This window comes from Leptothoe sp. PORK10 BA2 (genome assembly GCF_034932105.1).
GTDB lineage: Bacteria > Cyanobacteriota > Cyanobacteriia > Phormidesmidales > Phormidesmidaceae > Leptothoe.
The window spans coordinates 64,074-85,663 of record NZ_JAYGIG010000007.1; the positions used below are offsets into that span (position 1 = coordinate 64,074).

At 51.0% G+C, this 21,590-nt stretch carries 17 protein-coding genes, 1 tRNA gene and 1 pseudogene; 10 read left to right on the forward strand and 9 right to left on the reverse strand.

The genetic code is table 11. The features are described 5' to 3' along the window. Positions 1-109: 109 nt before the first annotated feature. The 3 genes from VB741_RS03545 to VB741_RS03555 form a co-directional block, all read right to left on the reverse strand. Positions 110-3,382, reverse strand: coding sequence for a CapA family protein (locus VB741_RS03545; protein ID WP_323363765.1), 3,273 nt, complete (start codon positions 3,380-3,382; stop codon positions 110-112). Positions 3,383-3,539: 157 nt separating this feature from the next. Next, a complete protein-coding gene (locus tag VB741_RS03550) occupies positions 3,540-4,883 on the reverse strand; it encodes a serine hydrolase (RefSeq protein WP_323363766.1) in 1,344 nt (447 codons plus the stop codon). Between the two features lie 58 nt (positions 4,884-4,941). After that, positions 4,942-5,739, reverse strand: coding sequence for an RNA methyltransferase (locus tag VB741_RS03555; protein ID WP_323363767.1), 798 nt, complete (start codon positions 5,737-5,739; stop codon positions 4,942-4,944). A gap of 151 nt (positions 5,740-5,890) precedes the next feature. Here VB741_RS03555 and VB741_RS03560 point away from each other — a divergent pair, with 151 nt between their 5' ends. After that, on the forward strand, positions 5,891-6,058 hold the full coding sequence (locus tag VB741_RS03560; protein WP_323363768.1) for a DUF2256 domain-containing protein: 168 nt from the start codon (positions 5,891-5,893) through the stop codon (positions 6,056-6,058). Positions 6,059-6,148: 90 nt separating this feature from the next. Here the strand turns inward: VB741_RS03560 and VB741_RS03565 are convergent, their stop codons facing one another. Both VB741_RS03565 and VB741_RS03570 read right to left on the reverse strand, forming a co-directional pair. Further along, positions 6,149-6,709 (reverse strand): chorismate lyase, encoded by a 561-nt coding sequence (locus VB741_RS03565; protein WP_442786281.1) that lies wholly within the window; start codon positions 6,707-6,709, stop codon positions 6,149-6,151. A gap of 377 nt (positions 6,710-7,086) precedes the next feature. Beyond that, positions 7,087-7,168, reverse strand: a tRNA-Leu gene (locus tag VB741_RS03570). A gap of 229 nt (positions 7,169-7,397) precedes the next feature. On the opposite strand from VB741_RS03570, the gene accC reads away from it, so the two are divergent. The 3 genes from accC (at position 7,398) to argJ (ending at position 10,855) form a co-directional block, all read left to right on the forward strand. Further along, positions 7,398-8,741: an acetyl-CoA carboxylase biotin carboxylase subunit gene (accC, locus tag VB741_RS03575; RefSeq protein WP_323363770.1), complete on the forward strand. Its 1,344-nt coding sequence runs from the start codon at positions 7,398-7,400 to the stop codon at positions 8,739-8,741. Positions 8,742-8,868: 127 nt separating this feature from the next. Next, positions 8,869-9,387 carry a hypothetical protein gene (locus tag VB741_RS03580; RefSeq protein ID WP_323363771.1) on the forward strand — a complete coding sequence of 173 codons (519 nt, stop codon included), beginning with the start codon at positions 8,869-8,871 and terminating at the stop codon, positions 9,385-9,387. A gap of 115 nt (positions 9,388-9,502) precedes the next feature. Then, complete coding sequence (argJ, locus tag VB741_RS03585) at positions 9,503-10,855, forward strand: bifunctional ornithine acetyltransferase/N-acetylglutamate synthase (RefSeq protein ID WP_323363773.1); 1,353 nt, start codon at positions 9,503-9,505, stop codon at positions 10,853-10,855. Positions 10,856-10,994: 139 nt separating this feature from the next. Here the strand turns inward: argJ and VB741_RS03590 are convergent. The 3 genes and pseudogenes from VB741_RS03590 to VB741_RS03600 all read right to left on the reverse strand — a co-directional run. Beyond that, positions 10,995-11,132, reverse strand: a pseudogene (locus tag VB741_RS03590) (multicopper oxidase domain-containing protein); the annotation flags it as partial. Beyond that, positions 11,116-11,340 (reverse strand): hypothetical protein, encoded by a 225-nt coding sequence (locus VB741_RS03595; protein ID WP_323363775.1) that lies wholly within the window; start codon positions 11,338-11,340, stop codon positions 11,116-11,118. The gene VB741_RS03595 and the pseudogene VB741_RS03590, both read right to left, overlap by 17 nt. A gap of 501 nt (positions 11,341-11,841) precedes the next feature. Next, on the reverse strand, positions 11,842-12,411 hold the full coding sequence (locus VB741_RS03600; RefSeq protein ID WP_323363776.1) for a tetratricopeptide repeat protein: 570 nt from the start codon (positions 12,409-12,411) through the stop codon (positions 11,842-11,844). A gap of 384 nt (positions 12,412-12,795) precedes the next feature. On the opposite strand from VB741_RS03600, the gene VB741_RS03605 reads away from it, so the two are divergent. The 3 genes from VB741_RS03605 to VB741_RS03615 all read left to right on the forward strand — a co-directional run bounded on the left by VB741_RS03605 (position 12,796) and on the right by VB741_RS03615 (position 15,765). Beyond that, on the forward strand, positions 12,796-13,242 hold the full coding sequence (locus tag VB741_RS03605) for a nuclear transport factor 2 family protein (RefSeq protein ID WP_323363777.1): 447 nt from the start codon (positions 12,796-12,798) through the stop codon (positions 13,240-13,242). After that, positions 13,239-14,063: a hypothetical protein gene (locus VB741_RS03610; RefSeq protein ID WP_323363778.1), complete on the forward strand. Its 825-nt coding sequence runs from the start codon at positions 13,239-13,241 to the stop codon at positions 14,061-14,063. Before VB741_RS03605 ends, VB741_RS03610 begins: the two co-directional genes overlap by 4 nt. 535 nt (positions 14,064-14,598) lie before the next feature. Beyond that, a complete protein-coding gene (locus VB741_RS03615) occupies positions 14,599-15,765 on the forward strand; it encodes a pyridoxal phosphate-dependent aminotransferase (RefSeq protein ID WP_442786282.1) in 1,167 nt (388 codons plus the stop codon). Positions 15,766-16,230: 465 nt separating this feature from the next. On the opposite strand, the gene VB741_RS03620 is transcribed toward VB741_RS03615, so the two are convergent. Beyond that, entirely contained in the window at positions 16,231-17,100 is an 870-nt protein-coding gene (locus VB741_RS03620) for an ABC transporter permease (RefSeq protein WP_323363780.1), read from the reverse strand. A 181-nt stretch (positions 17,101-17,281) separates the two neighbouring features. Between VB741_RS03620 and VB741_RS03625 the strand changes: the two genes are divergently transcribed. The 3 genes from VB741_RS03625 (at position 17,282) to VB741_RS03635 (ending at position 21,463) form a co-directional block, all read left to right on the forward strand. After that, complete coding sequence (locus tag VB741_RS03625; RefSeq protein WP_323363781.1) at positions 17,282-18,526, forward strand: alpha/beta hydrolase; 1,245 nt, start codon at positions 17,282-17,284, stop codon at positions 18,524-18,526. Positions 18,527-19,020: 494 nt separating this feature from the next. After that, positions 19,021-20,265 (forward strand): alpha/beta fold hydrolase, encoded by a 1,245-nt coding sequence (locus tag VB741_RS03630; protein WP_323363782.1) that lies wholly within the window; start codon positions 19,021-19,023, stop codon positions 20,263-20,265. Further along, positions 20,222-21,463: a hypothetical protein gene (locus VB741_RS03635; RefSeq protein WP_323363783.1), complete on the forward strand. Its 1,242-nt coding sequence runs from the start codon at positions 20,222-20,224 to the stop codon at positions 21,461-21,463. Before VB741_RS03630 ends, VB741_RS03635 begins: the two co-directional genes overlap by 44 nt. The last annotated feature ends 127 nt before the right edge of the window (positions 21,464-21,590 follow it).

Genomic DNA, 21,590 nt, shown 5'->3' on the forward strand with positions numbered 1-21,590 from the left:
TCAAGGATTAGCCTATCTTCTCTGGTTTGGGGGGGCCCCAGGAGCAAATGGTTAGGATAAATGGGTTAGCTTAGGGGGCCCCCAGGAGCAAATGGTGGGGAGAAATGACTTAACTTAGGGGTCCCACCAGGGGCTCATCATGGGGAGAAATAGCCTCCGAGGCGTTTTCGGAGCTATTGGTGCTGGCGCTACGATTATTATCGCCTTCTACAAAAACTGCCGGTACAAGGGGGGCGGATGACTCCAGGTCCAGTAACTCTAAACTGTTTAAGTGCTCTTGAATGGGGTTGAACTCCTGATGGGGGGACGATTTCTCTCCCCAGTTTTCTAACATGTCGTACTCTGGCAAGGCCTCCCCATCACTGGGCACCAAGATGTCATTGTTTTTTTCTAGGTTTTCCTCTGGGGTATTCCCTGGGTTTTGTTCGGGTAAGAATTTTTTAGCGTCATTGTCAGCGTTATTGCCAATACCATTAGCGCCATCGCCATTTACGTCAGGTGGATCCTGAAGGAATGTATCGGTTGATATTTTTGGTGTGGATGATGCTCCCGGCACTGGTATCTCAACTTCCGGCTCAACTTCCGGTTCATCGGGCTGGGTATTAAAGCTGTCTAGGGGACCCTGGGCGGGTTGGTCCATGGGAGTATCATCCATGGGAGCAATAAACTGATTGGACTCACCCCAACCCTCTGATTTCCTGGGTTGGAGCGGCTGGTTTGGGAAGGTCTCCTCTGGCCTGACACCATTTTCATTGGGCTGGGTATTAAAGCTGTCTAGGGGACCCTGGGCGGGTTGGTCCATGGGAGTATCATCCATGGGAGCAATAAACTGATTGGACTCATCCCAACCCTCTGATTCCCTGGGTTGGAGCGGCTGGTTTGGGAAGGTCTCTTCTGGCCTAATGCCATCTGGCTCAGGGCTGAGGTGCTCAAATGTTTCGGGTGTAAAGCGATGGGAGTCGGGGGCAAATTCGTCGAATGCTGCGGGGGCAAAGCTATCTGCTCCGGGGGTAAACCCTTCATTCTCGTAGCTTGGCTCGTAGCTTGGGGAGTCTGCTAACCCAGGTCCGGGGGTAAACCCTTCATTCCCGTAGCTTGGCTCGTAGCTTGGTTCGTAGCTTGGGGAGTCTGCTAACCCAGGTCCGGGGGTAAACCCTTCATTCCCGTAGCTTGGCTCGTAGCTTGGTTCGTAGCTTGGGGAGTCTGCTAACCCAGGTTCGGGGGTAAACCCTTCATTCTCGTAGCTTGGCTCGTAGCTTGGCTCGTAGCTTGGGGAGTCTGCTAACCCAGGTTCTAGTTCTCCCAAGCTTTTGACTGGGGCGAGGGGCTTGGCTGGCTTCAGCAACGGTTCTGTTTTGGGGGCCGCATCTAAGATCGTTGGAAATTGTAGTGGAGATGGCAATGCATCGGATGCCTGACGAATTTGTTCCAAAATGGCTTGGGCAGTTTCCCCAGAGGCTTCCTGTGGTCGGGCTTCCCTGACGCTCACCGGGAGAAATTCCACCTTCATTTGCTTATCCCGCAGGGAGATGCGCAGGGTGGCGGTATTGTGATTTTCTAGGGGATCTTCCTGAAAAATAAAGTCCCCTAGGGCGTACACAATGGGACGAGATTTGTACAGTTCAGCTCCCTGGATCTGCTTGGGATGATAGCCCACGACTAAATCGGCCCCCGCATCGATGGCCGCTCTAGACAGGTTGACCTGTTGGGCGTTGGGTTCTGCTTCTAAATCGCCATGCCATCGATAATTCACCACAATCCAATCTACGGCCTCTCGCAGCGCCGCAATGTCTTCCACAATGCCATTCCGTTCTTGAATATTCAGTCCCGCTTTCGCTAGGGTGGCAGCCTCTTCGCTATTGGGGGCGTAGTTTAAGTAGGCAATGCGCTGTCCCTTAACTTCCAAGACTTCTGGGCGGCGAGCTTCCTGAAGATTGCGACCCGCGCCTACTCGATAGATGCCGGCACTGTCTAGGGTTTCTAGGGTTTCTGTGAGGCCTTGACGACCATAGTCCATGATCTGGCTGCCGGTTAACCCCACAATGTCAATTCCCCCCTGGCGCAGGGAATCTACAGCATCTGGGCGAGTCCGATCTAGATAGTTTTCCTGTAGAGAGGTGTCTGCGATCGCTAAGGAATTACCTAGGCCCACCATTGCCACATCGGCGTCTCGAAAGATATCCAAGTCGCTGAGAACTTCACCCACGGCATCGGGGGTTTGCAGTGGGACATCTCCTACGGGTATTTCCCCCCCAAATACCAGGGTGACGGTGGGATCCTGTGGATCGCTGCTGGGTTCGTGGGGCATCACGGCCACTGTTTCCAAGGCTGCGGGTATTGCGGGTGACCGCATGGCGGAGCGATAGGCAATTTCTTGGACTTCACTCTCATCCAGGGAACGCCAACCGCCATTGCTAAACGTTGGGAGGGATGGGGTTTTTTCGTTTTGGGCGACTTGACCTCGTTGAGAGGTGATGGTTTCCGTCATGCAGCCCAAGATAAAGGCGGCTGTCGCCGAGCCAGTAATGACGATGGCCCTCAAAAAATTAAACTGCTGCTCGATCATCGCCTTGGACACAAACCGACGGCGATGGGTGCGTCGCTGGATCGATGTTTTAGTTAGATCGATCGTGGCGGGACGAATTTGCACCACAGGGGAAGGGGCTACGCCGCGATTGGGCCGCCTGCGCCGCTCTGGCTGGTTAGTCCCCCGGGGGATTAGATAGGACGGAACACTTTGCAATACCTCGCTACCATAGGTCGTGGTGATAATGGCTTCAGGCCGGGCGGCTCTCGTTTCCTCAGCAGCCGGCTGGGCGGCGGGCTGGTCTATTGTGGCCTGCTGGTAGCTGGGCTGGATAGTAGTGGTTGATGGGTTGACGGTCGGTGGGTCGGTGGTCGGCGGCGGCGGGATTATTTGATCCGGGCTGGGTTTAGCGGGGGTGGGGGGGGTGGCAACCGCGGTGGCTGTTTCTGCTGGGGGCTCAGCAATAAATGGGGTGGCGACTGTTCTCTGGGCAGCGGGAGGAGTTGCTAAGTGTTGTTGGGGTAGCTTGAGCTTGATCCGCTGCTGCCATAGGGGTTGGTCAGTACTTACGATGCGACCAATGAGGGTGACTCCACGGATTCGGGTGGACTCCAACCGACACAGACGGTTGCACACTAGGCGAATGAGGGAGTCTTGCCTGGGAGAACGCTCAAATTCCAGTAAAACCTGTAGATAGCCGGGGGATGACGGGTCGGCTTGGACACGGGCGTAGATAGCCTGGGGCACTAACAGATGGTTGAGCCACAGGGCAATGGAGCGAAAGTGCCCTGTGGCAGCTAACTGTTTGACCTGATTAATGTTGACTTGATTGATATCTACAGGGGGAGTGACCATATTCCTCTAGCGCTGACAGGTATCAGAGTGTAGATGGACTACTAAATCCCCGAACTTGTGTGACAGATTGTATCAAGGATGGCTGTCCTGTCAACTGTGTTAATACGGTTTTTTCTAAATACCAAGACCCTGGGAAGGGTTTTTGCCTTATTTTGAACTATTCTGATAGCTCGGGTTCAGGGCTGGGGTTGTCAGGCTGGGGCTCTGATGGGGCAGTCGTTTCGGCCGTTGGGGCGCTGGGTTTAATCACGGGCACGGCGTTATTCATGGTCTGATAAACTGTTTGGGAAATGCGTCGGATCAATTCGCGGGCCCGGCCATCGTTATCGGGGCGCTGGACTAGGGTGGCGATCCCATAGCGTTTCCCATTGGATAAATCCATCAGGGCCACATCCCCTAGCACGGTACCAATGTCGCCTGTTTTGTTATAGCTGACCGTGGCCTCCCCCACCCCTGCGGGCAAGAGGTTTTTGTTATAGGTGCGCTGCAAAATATTCATCACCCGGTCGCGGGAACGCAGACTGACAATCTCCCCCTGATGTAGATGGGCAAACATGCGCACCAAATCCTGGGTGCTGGTGGTGTTAGTGCCTTCCAGGTCTGGTAGGGGATTGTTGAGCACCGTCGCGATTAGCCCCCAGTCCACAAATTGCTGATTTAGGGCTGGAGCCCCCCCCAGCAGATCGATCATCATGTTAGTTGCCGTATTATCACTATTGATAATCATTTGGGTGGCCACTTCCAAGGCGGTATAGCGGGTTCCCGGTGGTTGGGCCTGCAGATCGCCGGAACCTCCTACAATTTGGCTCGACTGTATGGCCATGGCCTGATCTACGGTAATTCGCCCGTCGTCCACCGCTTGAAAGAAGGCGACTAAGATCGGTAGCTTGATGGTACTGGCGGCTGGAAGCACTGCATTACCGGCAATATCTACATAGTTACCCGTATCTAAGTCAAAGACGTAGATGCTGGGGGTGAGTTCAGGAATCAGTTCCTGCAGCTCCACCAAACTAGCTTTTAACTCGGTCAGTTCCTGGGTGCGGGGCATCACATTGTCTTCGGTGGGGGTGGCCCCTGCGGTGACCGTTGACTGGGTTTCGGCAGCGGTGCCGTTGGCGAAGGGTTGATCCGTTGGGGTGAGCACCGACAGCACTGTACCGGCAATGGCGGCCACCCCCAGACCAATAATCAAGAGGCGGATACCGTAGGTTAGCGGTTTCGGTAACTTTGGCAGTAGGGATGACTTGGGCTCAGGGGGCCAGCCAGTGCGGGCATTTCGCCTGGTTCGACGCACATGGCGCGAGGGATCGACCATGTCACCGAACATGCCAGTTGCCGCATTATTTGGTTTAGCCCGGCTGCGGGGCTGGGGCCCATTGACGGCTCGGAATCGTCCGGTATTGGGGTTGTTGCCCCCAATGGCATTGGGGTTTGGTCGTCGTTGCCGTCGTGATCGTCCAGCTCGGCGTGATTTAGAAGGAGGCTGTTGTGAATCCGTCATGGGTGTGAACACATTGCTAATCGTTGCCCTTAGGGGACTGGGAGATTGAGGATGGACCCTAAGGGGCTTCTGGATCGGGTTTCTGATGGGGTAGATGGTGGGGAGTGGCCCAGTCTATTTGGCGAAGGATGCCCCGCAGCATGGCTACATCCTCGTTAGACAGGGCGGCCCGATGACCAAGCTGTCGAAATTTTCGCATGCGGCTAGGGGCCGTATGGGGATAAAGATAGCCGATTTTCAATAAAACCGATTCTAGGTGGTGGTAGTACCCGTCAATTTGGTCGAGGGAAGCCAACCCTGTATCTGGCGATGCCATCGGTTCCTGGATTGGTATGGTTCCCTGCTCTAGAGGCTGCGATCGCAGCCCCACCCTAGAAAGCTCATAGCAGCAAATGGCCACTGCTTGAGCTAAGTTTAGGGATTCATAGGGGGGACGGGTGTCAATTTTAATAAAGCGTTGGGCTTGAAGCAGCTCATCGTTATTCAGCCCGCGATCTTCTGGGCCAAAGATCAGGGCGCTGGGGGCGGCTGACCCGAGTAGCCAGGGTAGGGCTAGCTCTGGGGATTCGAGGGGGGTGTTCAAATCTCGGTTCCGGGCGGTGGTGGCGATGGCCCGCTGACAGTCGACTAGGGCGGCGGGGAGCGAATCTACCGTAGTTGCTGCTTCGATGATGTCGTAGGCGTGGACGGCCATTTGTCTGGCATCGTCACTGTGGGGGTCGCCTTGGGGCTTGACCAATACGAGCTGGGTGAGGCCAAAATTTTTCATGACCCGGGCCACTGAACCTATATTTAAGGGGCCAGCGGGTTCCACCAGCACAATACGGAGTTGGGATAGTGGGGGGGTGGGGGACATGAGATCGCACCTAGGGTTTTCTCCCTAGAAAAAACTGAGTTTAACTGGACCTTGGTTTAGTTTCTCACTTACTTTCTTAATCAGTGCTAGTGCCTGATTAGCTTCTGAGCATACCGCGAGCATCGTCCTAGATTTTTCTGGATTTAATCAAATGGCCCGTCAACGTCGCAAATCCGATTTACCCACAAAAACCTGTGCCGTATGCCAGCGTCCCTTCACCTGGCGCAAAAAATGGGCTGACTGTTGGGATCAGGTGAAATATTGTTCTGAGCGATGCCGAAAACGACGCAGTCAGGTGTCAGGTCCATCACAGTCTTAGGCTGTGCTCGAGATCAGGGGGCAGAAGCTATCACAGCTATGGGCAGCCTAATCTGATGGCTGAAAGCCTTCAGCAGATTTTCAGGCAAAACTACCGATAACTGGTCTCGGATCGCATCGGACCCAAATAACGCATGAGATAGGGAGAAAACACCTCATATATTAGGGTTAGAGGTTTGCCATGGTGCCAAAACAAATAATGACGACCCCAAAACGGACCCTGCTGCTCAAATGCCTCTTCTAGGGCCGGATTCCCACCGTAATAGATGCCCTGAATATCCCGATAAAGCTCTGTTCGCAGATTCGCTAGGCTCGCCCAAATCGGTAGGGAGCGATTTTTCAAATACTCATCCACATGGCTGGCTTCCCACCAGGAGGTGGCATAGGCCAACCGTTGTCCAGAGGCTGTGCGTAACCACACCTGCCGTCTGAGGCGAGGGCCAGGCACATGGCTGATCAACGGTGGAGCACCGTCGTTAGCCATTCCCACCAACGACATATCAATCACATCTACCTCGGTGGGCTCCCTCGTTAGCAGCTGCAGGTGGCGGGTGGGAGAACCATCCCCCAGCATGAGAATTTGCCACGCTGGCGATAGCTGGTCGTGGGGTAGACCCTTTTGGACAACCGTTTCATCCCCCTGCCACAGCATCTCCAGAGCATGCCAATGGGTGGGGGGCTGAGATACAGCTGGGGGCTGAGACACAGCTGGGGGATGAGGACTCGACAAAATAGGTTTTGGAGCCCTCGCCGATGGTTCAAGCGTTGAAGTCAAAACAGTTTACAAAAATTCATGACTGCTTTCATGATAGACCATGTCTCAGTTCACCCCTGGGGCTTCACCCCAGTAAAAAACGGCTGGACGGTGGACCCGGTTGATGAACTTGGCCTTTGCCTTTGTCTTTCTCTACAGGGGTCTCTAGGGTCGCCCAAAGATAGTTTGTCACCCATAGTTCACACCCATAGTCAAAACCGCCTGATGGGTATATACCCATCAGGCGGCTGAAACCGTTAATTCACAAAATCTAATGCGGATGGCGAGAATCGAACTCGCATGGCGTGAGCCACACGCCCCTCAAGCGTGCGTGTCTACCAATTCCACCACATCCGCAAGCTACGCAAGCTAAGAACCTCTTAGCAGCATATATCAGTAAACCATAAACAGTTCCTTCCATGACAAGTCCTGGTGGGTCATTTGCCTAGTCTATTTGCCCAGTCTAGATGTAGCCGAGGGGTAACCCATGGGCGGCAACTATTCCGGGGAAGTCTGCGTGGTAGGATCAGCTTCCATCCTATGATGTGCATAGGTACAATAGTTCCCCTAAGGTAGTGACTAGCTGATGCGTTTTTCAAAAATCTTGATTGCAAACCGAGGTGAAATCGCACTAAGAATCTTGCGCACCTGTGAGGAAATGGGAATAGCGACCGTGGCTGTTCACTCTACGATTGATCGCCATGCCCTCCATGTTCAGCTAGCCGACGAAGCGGTTTGTATTGGTGAAGCTCCTAGCAGTCGGAGCTATCTCAATGTCCCTAATATTATTGCTGCGGCCATGACGACTGGTGCCAGTGCCATTCATCCTGGCTATGGGTTCTTGGCCGAAAACGATCGCTTCGTAGAGATCTGTGCTGACCATAAAATCGTTTTTATTGGTCCATCTGCTGCGGCTATGCGAGCCATGGGGGATAAGTCCACTGCTAAAGCCACCATGCAACGGGTCCAGGTGCCAACGGTGCCGGGAAGTAAGGGGTTGTTAGAAACGCCAGAAGACGCGGCGGCCTTAGCGGCTGAAATTGGCTATCCCGTTATGGTTAAGGCCACGGCGGGCGGCGGTGGTCGCGGCATGCGCTTGGTGCGGGAGGCGGGTGAGATGACCAAACTATTTCTCTCGGCCCAGGGGGAGGCGGAAGCGGCCTTTGGTAATGGTGGCATCTATCTAGAAAAGTTTGTGGAGAATCCCCGCCACATTGAATTTCAGATTTTGGCCGACAGCTATGGCAATGTGGTGCATCTGGGGGAGCGGGATTGCTCGATTCAGCGCCGCCATCAAAAATTGCTGGAAGAAGCTCCCAGTCCTGCCCTCGATCCGGTGCTACGGCAGAAAATGGGAGATGCGGCGGTGCGGGCGGCCAAGGCCATCAACTATGTTGGGGCAGGCACCATTGAATTTTTGGTGGATGGCCAAGGCAACTTCTACTTTATGGAGATGAATACCCGGATCCAGGTAGAACATCCGGTGACTGAAATGGTGACGGGCATTGACCTAATTGGGGCGCAAATTCGAGTGGCCCAAGGCGAACCGCTGGGCTTTACCCAAGACGATATTGTGCTGAAGGGACATTCGATTGAATGTCGCATCAATGCTGAAGATCCGGAGCATAATTTCCGGCCTAACCCCGGTCGGATCAATGGCTATTTAGCCCCTGGTGGGTTGGGGGTACGGATGGATTCCCACGTTTATACGGACTACGACATTCCTCCCTATTACGATTCTCTGATTGGTAAATTAATTGTTTGGGGACCCGATCGCAATACGGCGATTCAACGTATGAAGCGGGCTCTGAGAGAATGCGCCATCACTGGGTTGCCCACCACCATTGCCTTTCACCAAAAAGTCTTAGAGCGTCCTGAATTTATCAAAGGAGAGGTTTACACCAACTTTGTTGCTCAAATGATGGGTTAACGGCCCTGATTAGGCTCTAATTAGGCCTTAAATATAGGCGGGACCTGTGCCATACAAGAGAGGAGACTCTCTCCCATGGGACAAAGTCTCTCGGTTGTAAGGGAGAGGATCTAAACGAGAGAATTCTATGGCCGATGATTATCCCCCCCAGGTGAAATCTTTCCATCACGCACTGTGTCGTCTGCGGGGGGTGTTGGAGGTGAATACCGGGCTCAAACCGTTGGATAAAATTCCCTTGGCCGACTACGGACTGCCGGGGAAAATGGGGGATTTACCCCATGCCCTATTGGGGCGTACCCAGGGGGGCTTACCCCAGGAAGCTTGGGCCAATACGGATGTGATTTTGTCCTATGACCGGGCGGGTTGGTTAACCTTAGAGTTTCTTGCCTGGTGGGTGCGGGATCAGTCCCGTGGGGGGGCACCGATTCAAATGCGTCCCCAGGCTTTGCCGCCGCTGGCGGGGGACGAGATTCAGTTGGGCCACACCCTAAAATTTGTGATCGATCATTTCTGTCTGTTGCCCGATCAGAGGCCTGAGCCTATGTTGGCCTTGTTGGCAGCCCAGGGGCATGCCCTAAATGCAGCTGTGGATATCTATGCCAATGTGCTGGGGGATTTGCTGGTGGAGGAGCCATCAGATGATTGAACGGCTATTCCCTAGGGCGTTGATAGGTAAAGGTGGAAATCTGGGATAATCTCAAAGGGTTTGAATGGGTCATTTGACTAGCTAGAACCAGTTAGAACCAGTCGGGGATAGGAGCATGGCAGAAGGTGACAATCGGTGGCAAGTGATTATGGGGGGAGTAACGGCACCCAAGGGGTTTACCGCTGCTGGTATCAAGGCGGGGCTGAAGGCTTCGGGCTCACCGGATTTGGCTTTGATTGTGTCGGAGAATGATGCGATCGCAGCCGCCGTCTATACCCAATCCCAGGTCCGAGCGGCCTGTGTGGACTATTGCCAGCAACAGCTGGAAAACCAGCCCTCAGCCCGGGCCATCCTCTGCAATTCGGGGCAGGCCAATGCCTGTACCGGTCAACAGGGCTGGGCAGATGCGGCCACTATGGCAGCGGCAGCGGCAGCGGCCATCGGCACCACCACTCCTCAGGTGCTGATCGCCTCCACCGGTGTAATTGGCCAACGGATCAAAATGGAACCTTTACTGGCCCATATGCCCCAGCTGACAGCCGAGCTATCGGACCAGGGGGGGGATGCCGTTGCCCGGGCTATTTTGACCACTGACCTGGTGCCCAAGACCTATGCCCTGGAAACCACCATCGATGGACGTCCCGTGCGCATCGGCGGGATTGCCAAAGGTTCAGGCATGATCCACCCCAACATGGCCACTATGCTGTGCTTTATCACCTGTGATGCGGCGGTTTCTCCGAGCCTGTGGCAGGCCATGCTGACCCGTGCAGTCGATCAAAGTTTTAACCAGATCACCGTCGATGGGGACACCAGCACCAACGATACGGTGATTGCCTTGGCCAATGGCCAATCCCGTACCCCCGCCATCACCACCCCAGGGCCAGACGCTGAGCGTTTAGAAGCCATGGTGACCGAGCTATGTATTTATCTCGCCAAAAGCATTGCCCGCGATGGTGAAGGGGCCACCTGTTTGATCGAAGTGCAAGCCTCTGGCACGGCCACCAATCAAGAGGCTAGAAAAATCGCCCGCACCGTTGCGGGTTCATCCCTCGTCAAGTCAGCGATCTTTGGGCGTGACCCAAACTGGGGAAGGATTGCCGGTGCGGCAGGCCGAGCCGGTGTCACCCTAGACCAGGCTGAATTAACCATTGCCCTGGGGGATTTTGTCCTATTAGACCAGGGGCAACCCCAGGCGTTTGATCCCATCGCCGCTCACACCTATCTCAAACAATGCGCAGAGCTGAGTTCGGCCGCTTTCGCCCAGCAAAAGCAAGCTTTTCAGTCCTCCCAAATCAATGACCTTGCTACTGGTTCCCAAGCTATGGAGCTTCAGGCTATTGCGACTGAAGCCCTCGCCCATCCGGTGAAAATTGCGGTTAGGGTGGGGGATGGAGCTGGTATGGGCAAAGCCTGGGGCTGCGATCTAAGTTATGACTACGTCAAAATTAACGCCGAGTACACCACCTGACGCTTGCTCAAAATCCGAGCCTTGTGACATTGGTTAGGACAATAGCAACAGCTTTGGGCCTATAGTTGTTGCTATTTATCGTTTTTATCGATTATCTATGGTGTGAATGATGGGCCTAAAGCTATGCCACAAGATATGTTTAAGAAATTTCTAAAATTCCCATCATGCCCTGATCTTCATGGTCAAGGATATGACAGTGATAGACTGTGCGGCCAGCAAAATCTTCGAAGCGCACTCGGATGGTAACAGTCTCATAGCCTTTAATACTGACCGTATCTTACCATCCCTGTCCCCAGCGCGAGCTTCCAGCCTAGGGCCTGGCATTTGCCGTTATAAGCCAGCAACCTTGTGCGCTGACCCGCCAGTTGTCTAGTATGGGCCTGAGCCGTCAAAGACAGTTCCAGCAAACCGTTTTGGCTAACCACACGATGGACCATCTTCTCCCGGCGCATACATTGAGAAAACAGCGGCGCACTGACTGCCATGGCTATGAAACTTAGAAGTTGACGCCGATCCATACGCCTAAGCCCCATTGATCTGTATTTCTATTGTTATAGAAAAAGATGTAAGCGGTTCAGCTTTTGCAGGTACTTGAGGCTATGGCGGCGTATTTTAGCCTTCTTGTTCTGAAACCTTTTGAGCGACCGCGTTTGAAACCCTTTGAGCGACCGTGTTTGAAACTCTTTGAGCGACCGCGTTTGAAACCCTTTGAGCGACCGCGTTCGAAACCCTTTGAGCGACCGCGTTCGAAACCCTTTGAGCGACCGCGTTTGAAAAATATTTGGCGGCGGTGTCTGAACCCTTTTGAGCGACCGCGTTTGAAACTTTTTGAGTGACCGCGTTTGAAACCTTTTGAGCGACCGCGTTTGAAAAATATTTGGCGGCGGTGTCTGAAAATCTTGGAGTGACCGTATCTGAGTTTGGATAGGTCTGAGGTTGGTTAGCCTGGGCGATGATGGAGTAAATGAACCTTGAACAATGAGCCTTTATGAGTAGTGGCGAGAATGGAGAACCATTTCATCCCGGGCACTAATGGCCCAGCTATTATTGGGTTTTAGTTTTAGAGAGAGATTAAAATCTTGCAAGGCTTCATCGTAGTGACCCATCAATTTAAGGGTGGTGCCACGGGAAATCAACCACTGCCAACACTTAGGGCGGTCATGTTTAATTAAATGGCCAAAGTCACTGATGGCATTACCATAGTGACCCAGATCACGAAAGATAACCGCTCGATTGGCAAAGGCCCATAGATTGCGGGGATCTAAATCAATCAGTCGATCTAAATCCACGAGGGCCGCTCGAGTTTGGCCTAGGTGAACATAGGTCAGGGCACGATTTTTAAGCGCCTGGGGATGATTGGGGCTGATGGCAAGCGCTCGATCAAAAAAGTTAATGGCTTCTTGGTATATCTGCTGTTTTGCCAATACTAGGCCTGCATCGATGAGCTGATCAGGGGTTTCAGGTATGGATGTAGAGGTCGATACTGTATCCGTACCTGCTCTGGAACTACGACGAGAGCGTCGTCGGTGGGGGTTGTGATTAAAGGGCGGGAACATTCGGGCAGACTCATCACGAACGGTGAGTCTATTCTGGCAAAAACACTTAGCCTATTTTATAAAAAGGTAGTAATCCTCGGAATATTTCAGGATAGCTTCAAGAAGATTAAAGTTCTTCCCAAGTCGCTGTGTCCTAAATACAATGGGCCTTTCAAATACGTACGAAAAATCTGATAACAATCACAGATCATTGTGACAACAATCACACTGTTGCATCAGGAAGATTTGTGAAAAGATTATTTGTGTACTGGTTCATTAGTACATTTGCCCATTTTAGCCATGGTCTGCATGCTTGAAGGTATGGATAATTCTCAGGCTTCCCCCTATGCTCATAAATTATGTCTCCGATCATTGAAACCTATTGAGGTCTGTTGAAGCAGCAATATGAGTCAGGCATCTAACACGGTCAAAGCCATCTATGCCGCTATTAATCATCGTGATGTGCTCCAGGCTGTGGCCCTGATTGATGACCATTGCTGTTATGAGGACTTAAACTTTTCCGCCACCTTTATGGGCAGATCTGCAGTCGAGGGATTGTTTGCCGAATCCTGTCGGTCAGTGCCTGAGGATTTACAGTTTGTCATTGATGATATGGCGGGGGATGATGGGGCGGTGGGGGTGACCTGGCATGTGGAGCTCAATGGTATACCCTTTCCCAACGGCCGTGGGGTTAGTTTCTATCGGGTTTCTCGCCAAAGTGGCAAACTGATTTACGGGCGGGACTGTGTAGAACCTCCCATAAAGCCAGGTAAAGCCGCATTCGCTATCATTCGTTGGGTGACCCCGTTGGTTCGCTATTGGTTGGGACGTTCACAGCGCCATGCGCCATGAAAGATGTGAATGAAGATTTGACAAAAGACTTGACTACTGACCCATCTAAATTGTTGCCAAAACAGACAAAACAGCCTGTGTCCGGACTTGTGGGACTACTTTGGGTGGGGACTATTGTATATGTAGGGCTGTTGTTGTTGTCACCCCCTGGTTGGCTGCCTGGGGACCCGATTTGGGCGATTCAATCGGATACGATCCAAGAGATTCTAAACGAATCACTGAATTTTTTCTTTATTTTGCCATTACTAAATCTTGTAGGGATTAGCTACGTGCAGGCTCCTACGGTCAACCCGGCTGTGCAGGGGTTTTTTAACCTGGCAGAAGCCTGGATTTTTATGTTTTTGCCCCTGATGCTGATGGATCAGCGGGGGCGGCAGCTGCCTAGGGTAATGATCTGGGGGTTAGCCATGTTTCTGACTAATGTTTTTTTGATGCCCTATATGGCGCTACGGCTGGGGTTGAATCTGGAAAATCAGCCGAATGAGCCATTGAATGAGCCATTAAATGCGTCAAATGAGGCAAATATTTCGAATAAAGGAACTCTAGCTCGCTTGTTTGGGTCTCTGGGGCTAACGGTGGGGAATTTAGCCGTGATCTGGTTTTGCTTTAATCGACCTGACCTGGGCGGGGTGCTGAGTCGATTTCACTATCTGGGGCAGCAGCTGGTGAGCAATCGGGTTACCCTTGCTTTTGCGGTGGATCTGGCTTTGTTCTGGGTTTTTCAAGTTTGGCTGATGGGCTCTGTTATTCCTGTGGGTGATCGGGTCAGATCCCTGCGCTTGATCCCTTTTTGGGGATTGGCTATTTGGTTATTGGTGTGAGGGTGGGGTTTATTGGTGTGAGGGTGGGGTCCGAGCATGGGGGTGCTCGGGGTTTTCACCTTTACTACGTTAGTGGGGGATTCAGTGATTTCACTCACCCTTTAAAGGTGCCCAAATCACAGTGTTGTACTTATGGGTATCACCGATGACAGGCTTTAGTATCACAGGCTTTTGGTCATGAAATCACATTGCGCTTGCCGGGTTTGGGGGATGATTAAGTTAATCCGATAGTTGGATTTAATCCAAAAATTGGAGTTCCTGAAAAGCGATCCCACAGTTATTACTGCCAATTTGCCGTACGAGCTGTGCTCCTTGCATCGAGATTTGGCATGGGCTATGCCCTTGACGAGCTCTCCTCATACGTTTCCTTCACAACAGATCAAGAACAGAGGCTTCTCTGGCTTTGCTAGGGGAGCTTTTTTTTCGTAAGATTAGGATTCGAGCAAATCATGAAGATTTGCAATCTCCACTATAAATCGATCTAAGCTGATCAGACTAGGGTTTTGAGCTAGAGGCCGACGGCGTTTTAATGAGTATCAAGTTAGCTGCTAGGGTGCAGCAAGTCACCCCTTCGATGACTTTGGCGATTTCTGCTAAGGCGAAGGCAATGAAGGCGGAAGGCCTGGATGTTTGTAGTTTTAGTGCTGGCGAGCCTGACTTTGATACTCCAGGGCATATTCGGGAAGCTGCTAAGCAGGCGCTGGATAGTGGTAAGACCCGCTATGGTCCGGCGGCGGGGGAGCCTCGATTGAGGAGTGCGATCGCAACCAAGCTGCGCACCGAGAATCAACTGCCCTACAGCGCTGAGAATATTATTGTCACCAATGGCGGCAAGCATTCTCTTTACACGCTGATCATGACTGCCGTGGAGCCAGGGGATGAGGTGCTGATCCCTGCGCCCTACTGGGTGAGCTATCCAGAAATGGTGAAATTAGCCGGTGGTACGCCGGTGATCATGCCCACTACCGTCCAAAGTGGCTACAAGATTACGCCGGAGCAGCTGCACCAGGCGATTACCCCCAAGACGAAGTTTTTGATCTTTAATTCCCCTTCTAATCCGACGGGGATGGTCTATCACCCTGATGAGGTGAAGGCCCTGGCCGAGGTGGTGTTAGCCCATGATATCTGGGTGGTGGCGGACGAGATCTACGAAAAAATTCTGTACGATGGGGCTCAGCACCTCAGTATGGGGGCGGTGAGCGATGCGATGTTTGCCCGCACCATTACCAGTAACGGATTTGCTAAAGCCTATGCCATGACCGGCTGGCGGCTGGGGTACTTGGCCGGTCCGCCGGAGCTGATCGATGCGGCTATTACCCTGCAAAGCCAGAGCACGTCCAATGTCTGTACCTTTGCCCAATATGGTGCGATCTCAGCCCTGGAGTCCTCCCAAGACTGCGTCACAACCATGCTCCAAGCCTTTGCCCAGAGGCGTACGGCCATTGTGAAGTTGGTTAACTCGATTCCTGGATTGAGCTGCGCTGTACCCAGCGGAGCGTTTTATCTGTTTATCGATATTGGCAAAACTGGTTTGTCATCCATGGATTTCTGTAACCGGTTGCTGAACGAGAAATATGTGGCGGCGATTCCGGGGGTGGCCTTTGGCGATGATGCCGGTATTCGTATCTCCTATGCCACCGACATGCCCACCATTGAACGGGGGATGGAACGACTGAATGATTTTGTCCAGCAGGTGATTTAGATTGGGCGATGGCCAGTGGTCTGGGCCAGTGATATGGCCAGGGAGATAAATAGTGACTAGGCCCCTATCCAGAACCATAGTTCTGGATAGGGGCCTGGTGAAGTAGAGAATGAACCTAGGCATATCCTCTGGATATTGCTTGTAAACACAACAGCTATGGTCCGGCCATTAGGTTTGCATCAGCCATTTGGATAGATATTGTCCTGCTCGTATATTGGCCTTGGATATTAGCCTTTATAACAATGGCAGAAACCCCTCCAACAATTGGGCCTGGCTAACCAACTAGGGCAAGATTTTCAATGTTGTCATGAATGTTCTACATCAATTTTTATCGTTTTCCGGAGAAATGTTGTTGTGTCGATTTGAGGCTTCATGAGAACAATATTAGATGTTGTTGAAGTAAAGCTTAATTCGTTCGAATACAAAGGCTCTTTAGTGTTTTAAAGACTGTTGAATTTTTCGTCATTAATTTGGATCAAGTCTGTCCCTAAGGCCATCACCAATAAAATTAATACTCAACACCGTGAGAAAAATAGCCGCTCCCGGAAAAATGGCCATGTGGGGAGCACTGTCTAAATAATCTTGGGCCGTGAAGAGCATGCGGCCCCAGGTGGGGACATCGGGGGGAAAGCCCAAGCCGAGAAAACTCAGCGTCGCCTCGGCCAGTACGGCATTCCCCATGGCCAGGGTAGCAGCGACAATCACCGGGCCTAAAACGTTGGGCAGCAGATGATGCCAGATCAGCCGATGGGGTTTGGCCCCTAGGGCTTGGATGGCTTGGATAAAGGTGCGATCGCGGGTGGCCAGAAACCCAGCCCGGACCAGCCGTGCCACGGACATCCAGTTAAAGCCGCCGATGACTAGGACCACTAAGGCAAAGATGCCGTTTTGGGGACCTAGGGTGGCCCTGGCCCAATCGCCGAATAGGTAAATAACTAGGAGAGATAGGGGTAGCTGGGGGAGGGATAGAAATAGGTCGGTGAAGCGCATTAGCAGGGAGCCCAGCAGACCGCCATAGAAACCTGCGATCGCACCGATCAAGGTGCCGAAGCTCACCGCCATGGCCATGGCCGTTATGCCCACCGTCAGGGATACGCGCCCCCCCACCATCACCCGCGCTAGCTGATCTTGGCCCAGGGTGTTGGTGCCAAAGGGATGGGCCAAACTCGGTGGCAGACTAGACAGATCGAAGTTGATGGTGTCGGCAGATTGGGGATATACCCAAGGCCCTATACAGATCGTGCCAATAATCAGGCACAGAGTCACTAAGCCAAGAACCGTAGTCGGCGAGAGTTGACTAGCTTTAACCTGATTGATTGGTTGAAATATTTTCAAGGCTAATGGCACGAATAGGTCAGGTAGTTATGGTATCGCCATGACTCAGCCATCACAATCCATCGCTACAAAGAAGCAATGCATCCAGGCATTGGGCTCACATCTACCGGATGGATGCATTTGGGAATTCTGAAAGGGATTGGTAACGCTGCTATCTAACTTTTTACCCAGAGCCTTTCTCATGATTGCTAAAAAAGTAGTTGATACACTGACAGACCAAATTGCTGATAGCCTGGCTGACACGATAGACGAGCTGACTAAAGCTATAACTGCTACGACGACTGGTCTGGTTGAAAATTTAGGCGTCACCCTCGACGATAAAATCAAAGAAATACAACGCATCAAGCTGGAACATCCATTTGGTTGGTCCATAGAGGTCAACTTTGACAACAGAAAGTATGACTTTGATGCTGCGATCGCACAGCTAGAGATACTGGCCAAGAAAGATCCTGAAAAAGCCAAGGCATTACTCAAGGAAATTGCAGAAACCTTACAAGAAGAAACTGTAGGGCAAGATCGCCAAAAACCAGATGTCACCATTTTTTCTCAACATGGCATGACCGATGACAGCCGAGACATGGCTAGCTTGGCCGCTCAGTTGCAGATTCCCAATGCCCACATCGTTGCGCCAGATTTAGGTTGGGTCAATACGTTAGTTGAGTTTGATGGTCTAGTGCAGACGGTGGAAACATCTACAGCAGAAGCATTTGAACGCTACCCCGATATACCCGCCCGAATCCTAGCCACCTCCTTAGGGGGCATTCTCTGGATTGAGGTCCTGAGCCGTCACCGTGAATGGTGGCCACGGATAGAATCTTTGATTTTACTAGGAGTACCCATTGGCGGGGCAAACTTGGCACGCATGGTCGATCCCTTTGGTTGGGGCGTTGGCATTGCTAAACCCTTAGGTGAAAACCGGCGACCGTTAGCCGAAAAAGTTACAGCAAAAATTCCCACCCTAGTAATTGCAGGGGATATGTTTCAAAAAGGTCACGACATGATGGTGCCTGTGGAAGCGACAAAACTGAACCATGCCCACTTTGTTTGCTTGAACAATGTCACCCACAAAAAGCTTAAAACCCATCCCGATGTAGTTGAAACCATTCAGGCTTTTTGGTCAGAACTCCAAGAACCTCTACCAGCCTCCTCTAAAAGTTTGGTGACCGACGTAGTTGCTCATTTCCGTCAGGTTAACGGCATGACCGATGCCAGTCAAAAGTATTTCACAAAAGCCAAAACACAGGTTCAATTAACCGATGGCACCACCATTCGCACCCATACAGATGGATTTAGGGTCAAACATGTGTTTGTGGCGGATGCTGACGGTCAGTGTGAATTTTGTGGCTATGTGGGTTGGCTAAACACATCTGATTTAGATGAGGCCATTGAACAAAGCCAAACTCTTTTTAATGTCAAGTCGGGTTAAATATCCATAATTAAGCAGCGTCTCTATCCTCATATCCAGGCCACCAATAGTAGAAGGTGAGTCCCTGAATGAGGTCTTTTTGTTGAAACTATCGTTGGTACTGTTGAAAAACCAGCTCTTCAACCTGAGCTATCGTGTCAAATGCTTCGTTATTCTGACTTAATATAAGTATTCATGTCATGGCTCTGGTCGCCCAGATGAATCGCCACAGTTGAGAGCAATATCAGTAAGTAGGTTGGCCTAATCATTTATAAGATGGCAGATCAGGAGTTTAACCTCCTTGAACATGCCCCCAAGCCCCCAATGCTAGGGGATTTGAGTCTAGTCTCCCCCAGTATTGGGAAAAGGGGGCCTCGGAGTCTGAAGCCTAATTTGGATAGCCTACTTACTATAACGCAATCGACTGAACGAAGATAGAAGGCAGTTGCGGGAATACTGAAGCAAACGTGCGGCATCACTATTGCTTTAGGATTGCCTTTCCTCAGTTTTTCCTAATGATGTTCAAAGAATTAATGAATACGGCTGAAAATAGCCTGAAATTAACAAATGTTGTATTGACTTCGACGGGAAATTTAGTGGAGGGTCTGACCTCAACTAGCCTCGACCTGGTTAATAATTTAGCAGAGACCCTTAATGGCAAAATCCAGCAGATAGAACAAATCAGGCTCAAACATCCAATGTATGGCAGTCTTGAGGTTAATTTTGCTGATAAAACCTATGCCTTGGATGCTGCGATCTCCGAATCAAAGCGGTTGACCAAAGACGATCCTCACCAAGCAAAAGCATTACTCCAACAAATTGTCACCACCATGCACGAGGGAGTTAATGCACAGGACAACCTAACTCCTGACGTCATCATTTTCTCGCAACACGGAATGACTGACGACAACACTGACATGGTTAATCTAGCAGCTCAGTTACAGGTTCCCCAGTCTTATATTGTTGCTCCGAACCTCGGCTGGCTCAATACAGTGGTTGACTTTCAAGGGTTACTAGAAACAGTAGAAACCTCAGCCACCGAAGCCTTTCAACGTTACCCAGATACCCCAGCCCGAATTCTAGCTGTATCGCTAGGGGGCATCCTCTGGATTGAGGCATTGAGTCGTCATCGAGAATGGTGGCCACGCATAGAATCTTTGGTTTTGTTGGGGGTGCCCATTGGCGGAGCTCACTTAGCACGCATGGTAGATCCCTTTGGTTGGGGCATCGGCATTGCCAAACCCCTTGGTCAAAATCGACGACCATTAGCCGAAACCATTACAGCCGAGATTCCCACCCTGGTTATTGCAGGAGATATGTTTCAAAAAGGCTATGACATGGTAGTTCCTGTGGAAACGACAAAGCTGAATCATGCTCACTTTGTCTGTTTGAATAACGTCACTCACAAACAGCTGAAAATGCATTCTGATGTGGTGAAAACAATTCAGAATTTTTGGACGGAGCCCCAAGAGCCTTTACCTGCCAACCCTAAAAGTTTAGTGACTGACGTAGTTGACTATTTCCGTCAGGTCAATGGCATGACCAATAGCAGCCAAAGGTATCTAAAGAAAGCCAAAACACAGATTCATTTGACCGATGGCACCACCATACGCACCTACACAAATGGTGCCGGAGTTAAACATGTGTTTGTAGTTGATATCGACGATCAGTGCAGATTTAGCGGCTATGTGGGATGGGTACACACGGCAGGTCTAGATGACGCCATTAAACAAAGCTGTTCTCTTTTTAATAATCTTTAAAACAATAATGTCAGAGCTAAATTTACTGCGTATGGCTAAACAGCGTCATACGTCCTCATTAGTTGCAGCATTAAACCATGCAATCGGTCAAGACAAGATTCTCTTCAAGGTCAAACTGCATCAAAATTTAATATCACTGATTTTGGAATCAACGAAAGAAACTCCACAGCAACAGATTTATGAAAAACGAATAAAACATTTCTTTAATCGTATTCAAATTCCCGGCATTCAAACTGTAGAACTGTTTGCTAAAAATGTTGAGACTGGAAAATTAGCCTGGTGGAGCCAGTTTCCTCTGCTACCTGCTGTATCTGGTCAACCTGCAAGTTCACAGGGCTCAGCCCCATCCATAAATTGTCACAAGATAGCAACTGTAGGAGTTTCGGTTCCCTATCATCTTCCTAATCCTGTGATTTTCGATCACTTACCGTCAGGTTTAAAATACGGTATCCGTCAAGCAGGACTCAGGGCTGGAGAAACTCGCACATGGGCAGATGCCCAGCAAATGTATCAGTACATCCCTGAAAACATTCGTCGCCAAGGCATAGACTCTATCTATCAGTTCAAACAAACCCATGACTGGAGCCATCGGCAAGCCTATGCCAATGGAGGTTCAGCCGATCCTAGTAATGGAAATTGGGAGATATCAAGCATTAATCGAGCCCGAGGTGGCCAAGATATGACGCCTGCGGAACATCAGGTGATGCTCGACGCTAAAGCACAGATCAACTGGCAAGCAGGTACCAATATCGTATTTCAGCAGGCCGCTAAATCAGCCGGTATTGCCTTTGGTATCGAATGTGCATTTAGTGGCTTGGAGAACTTCATCGCTGTTCAACGTGGGGAAAAATCCGTTGAGCAAGCCCTCATAGACACGCTCAAATCTTCTGCAAAAGTTGCTATCACAGCGGCTGTTGTCACCGGCGGTGTGGTGGCTATTTCGCTGATCTGTCCGCCAATTGGTACGGCAATTGCAGCCGCTGCACCAGTTTTACAGATCATCGGTGTGGCTGGGTGTATGTATCGTCTGGTCAAAATCCTTTCTAGTAGTCCCAACGTTGAGGGACTTGGAGACCTTGAAACCCAAATAGAACATCTCATGACTTCCTATGGTTTAGATCCCCTTAATCGTACATTTATTGATTTAGAAGTGGACCGAGAACTTAGCTTACTAAAGCAGAATTACAGTCTCACTTGATGCTCCCCCTAAACTGAAGATACTTATTTGATTAGGGCTCACTACTTTTTCTGGTTAGGGTCTTAAAGCTATCTACCATCAGATTTCTCAAGCTAAAATTAAGACAGCTCTGGTTTTGAAAACGTTT

Coding starts and splice junctions, on each gene's coding strand:
- VB741_RS03545 (WP_323363765.1), bottom strand. CDS start 3,382: ATGGTCACTCCCCCTGTAGATATCAATCAAGTCAACATTAATCAGGTC.
- VB741_RS03550 (WP_323363766.1), bottom strand. CDS start 4,883: ATGACGGATTCACAACAGCCTCCTTCTAAATCACGCCGAGCTGGACGA.
- VB741_RS03555 (WP_323363767.1), bottom strand. CDS start 5,739: ATGTCCCCCACCCCCCCACTATCCCAACTCCGTATTGTGCTGGTGGAA.
- VB741_RS03560 (WP_323363768.1), top strand. CDS start 5,891: ATGGCCCGTCAACGTCGCAAATCCGATTTACCCACAAAAACCTGTGCC.
- VB741_RS03565 (WP_442786281.1), bottom strand. CDS start 6,709: ATGCTGTGGCAGGGGGATGAAACGGTTGTCCAAAAGGGTCTACCCCAC.
- accC (WP_323363770.1), top strand. CDS start 7,398: ATGCGTTTTTCAAAAATCTTGATTGCAAACCGAGGTGAAATCGCACTA.
- VB741_RS03580 (WP_323363771.1), top strand. CDS start 8,869: ATGGCCGATGATTATCCCCCCCAGGTGAAATCTTTCCATCACGCACTG.
- argJ (WP_323363773.1), top strand. CDS start 9,503: ATGGCAGAAGGTGACAATCGGTGGCAAGTGATTATGGGGGGAGTAACG.
- VB741_RS03595 (WP_323363775.1), bottom strand. CDS start 11,340: ATGGCAGTCAGTGCGCCGCTGTTTTCTCAATGTATGCGCCGGGAGAAG.
- VB741_RS03600 (WP_323363776.1), bottom strand. CDS start 12,411: ATGTTCCCGCCCTTTAATCACAACCCCCACCGACGACGCTCTCGTCGT.
- VB741_RS03605 (WP_323363777.1), top strand. CDS start 12,796: ATGAGTCAGGCATCTAACACGGTCAAAGCCATCTATGCCGCTATTAAT.
- VB741_RS03610 (WP_323363778.1), top strand. CDS start 13,239: ATGAAAGATGTGAATGAAGATTTGACAAAAGACTTGACTACTGACCCA.
- VB741_RS03625 (WP_323363781.1), top strand. CDS start 17,282: ATGATTGCTAAAAAAGTAGTTGATACACTGACAGACCAAATTGCTGAT.
- VB741_RS03630 (WP_323363782.1), top strand. CDS start 19,021: ATGATGTTCAAAGAATTAATGAATACGGCTGAAAATAGCCTGAAATTA.
- VB741_RS03635 (WP_323363783.1), top strand. CDS start 20,222: ATGACGCCATTAAACAAAGCTGTTCTCTTTTTAATAATCTTTAAAACA.